A 1,161-nucleotide genomic window follows, 5' to 3' on the forward strand; every position below is an offset into this window, starting at 1 on the left:
ATACTGATTAGTTAGCGCCAGAACGCAGTCACCACGGTCMTTCCGTGAAGACCACAAATCATAGCAGCAAAGTTAGCATATATTGATTCTAACTTTGCTGCTATAACCCTTTGCAGATTGAAATATGATACCGCATCCGGTATCATATACGGTATCGCCTACGAAGGAGTTGTTTCATGCCACGTCCGCCTGCTGAGCTTCCCAGAGGTATTCGCCCAACCGACCACGTATCGTTAGGCGTCCTTGGAAAAGCATTCCCTAAGAGTAAAATTCGCGCTGCACTCAAGAAAACTGGCAGAGAAGGACAACGAGATCGTGACTTACCAGACTACATTCTTTTTTATTATGTGTTGTTGATGATTTTCTATCCAAAGGCTGCATACAAGGAAGTGGTTCGCTGTCTTCTGGATGGACTTCAATGGCTTTATGGGCCTCACAAAGTGGAGGTTACAACTACTTCGGCTATCACTCAAGGACGTCAGCGGCTGGGTGTCGAACCTTTCAGGGAAATCTACTCTCAAGTAGTTAAGCCAATTGCAAAGGCAGAAACAAAGGGTGCCCATTTTGGCAAATGGAGTGTACATGCGATCGATGGGACGTTGGTGGACTTGCCTGACACTGAGGACAATCGAGAGTATTTTGGTAAATCATCCAATCAAAATAGCGCAGAGGCAGGGTATCCAAAGTTAAGGGCGGTTTCTCTTGTAGAATGCGGAACTCATGTGATTTATGCTACAGAGCTTGGATGGTTCAAGAAGAGAACAGAAGCTCAAAATAATGAGCATCCTGATTGGGATAAAACAGCCCGGCACAGCGAAAAATATCTGGCCAGTCTTCTGCTTCCAATGTTTAAGAAGGGGATGATCATACTTGCGGACAGAGGCTTCTTCAGTTTTGAGCTGTGGTGCAATGCAGCTGCAACCGATGCGGAATTGTGTTGGCGTATCAAGGATGATGTCGGTGTTAATATCTTAAAGATGCTTCCAGACAAATCATATCTTGTTACTCTCAAACGGGAAAAGAAGCAGATTGAAGCCCGATTGATCGAATACACAATCGCTGGATCGGATGAAGTATTTAGGCTCTTAACTACGATAACTGATCATCGCGAAGCAGACGCCAAAAGCCTTGCCTGGCTTTACCACGAGCGTTGGGAAATCG

1 protein-coding gene is annotated in these 1,161 nt (G+C 45.3%); it reads left to right on the forward strand.

All coding sequences use genetic code 11. The annotated features are described in order from the left end of the window. Positions 1 to 176: 176 nt before the first annotated feature. Positions 177 to 1,161, forward strand: a 985-nt coding sequence (locus BWR59_RS31685) for an IS4 family transposase (protein ID WP_081569605.1), incomplete at its 3' end; no start/stop codon positions are given.

This window comes from Pseudomonas sp. Bc-h (genome assembly GCF_002080045.1).
Lineage (GTDB): Bacteria > Pseudomonadota > Gammaproteobacteria > Pseudomonadales > Pseudomonadaceae > Aquipseudomonas.